This window comes from Williamsia limnetica, from assembly GCF_003217475.1.
Taxonomy (GTDB): domain Bacteria; phylum Actinomycetota; class Actinomycetes; order Mycobacteriales; family Mycobacteriaceae; genus Williamsia; species Williamsia limnetica.
This window is the reverse complement of record NZ_QJSP01000049.1, coordinates 1-1,266: the sequence shown is the minus strand read 5'-3', so window position 1 is coordinate 1,266 and position 1,266 is coordinate 1. Positions and strand designations below refer to the sequence as shown.

1 protein-coding gene is annotated in these 1,266 nt (G+C 63.5%); it reads left to right on the top strand.

Going from position 1 to position 1,266, the window contains the following annotated elements; genetic code table 11:
• Window positions 1–67: 67 nt before the first annotated feature.
• A partial coding sequence (locus DFR67_RS30125) for a transposase (protein ID WP_110473121.1) occupies window positions 68–1,266 on the top strand: 1,199 nt, incomplete at its 3' end.

Here is a 1,266-nt window from a genome sequence, read left to right as displayed (position 1 = left end):
AGAGGCTGTTGCCGAATCGCGGGCGGTAACGCCCGCGATTCGGCGGGTTTGATGCAAGAATTCTGGTGTGGCCAAGTCGTACATCCATGCTGATCGTGATCAGCAGTTTCTGTTACCGCCGGATATGCGGGAGTGGTTGCCGCCCGGTCATCTGGTGTGGCTGATCGCCGATATTGTTGAGGCGCTCGATACCTCGGCGTTTCATGGCCGGCGTAAGCGCCGGGCCACGGCCGATTCACACGCCGGCCGACGCGGCTACGACCCGGACATGATGTTGGTGCTGCTGTTCTATGCCTACTGCGTTGGGGAGCGGTCCTCCCGGATGATCGAACGACGCTGCCACACCGACGTCGCGTTCCGGGTCGCGTGCGCCCAACACGCCCCTGATCACACCGTCATCGCCCGGTTCCGCAAAGACCAGGAAACCCACTTCACCAGCCTGTTTACCCAGGTCCTGCAGCTGTGTGCGGCGGCAGGGATGGTCAAAGTCGGGACCATCGCCGTCGATGGCACCAAAATCGAAGCCAACGCCAGCATCGATGCGAACAAAACCGAAGCCAGACTGCGAGAGATGGCGAGCGAGATCGTCGCCGACGCGGCTGCTGTCGATGAACAAGAAGACCTCGACGACCCAGACGATCAGACGCCACCGCGGTTGCAGTCGAGGGCCACTCGCCAAGCTGCGATCGCTGAAGCGCTGGCCTCGATCGAGAAAGATCGCCGCGAACGACCCAGCAGTGCAACCAAAATGACGATACGCAGGGTCGAGCGTGCTGAGGCCAAAGAACGCCGTCTCACCGAAGAGTCGACCGCCATCTACACCGCTCAGCAGCAAGTACTCGCGCAAGGACGGCGCCCGGCCGGACGCCGGGCGGTGCATCCCGATCGCAATGTCAACGTGCTCAAAGCCCGGCAGAACCTGATCAATGCGCGGGCCGCGCTCGAGCACCGGAACGCTTCCGAACCAGTCCGAAAACGCAACCTCACCGACCCGCAGTCCCGGCTCATGAAGACCCGATTCGGGTTCCGGCAGGCCTACAACGCCCAGCTGGCCGTCTCCGAAGACCACCTCATCCTCGCCGCGTACGTCACCGACCGCGGCATCGATATCGGCGAGTACATACCGACGGTCGCCGCCGTCGAGCAAACGTTGAGCGAGCTCGCCGACGCCGGTCATGATCGGGTCATCGGGACCGTCCTTGCCGACGCCGGCTACTTCTCACGAGAGAACCTCGCCGCCGCCGGACCCACCCGACTCATCGCGCC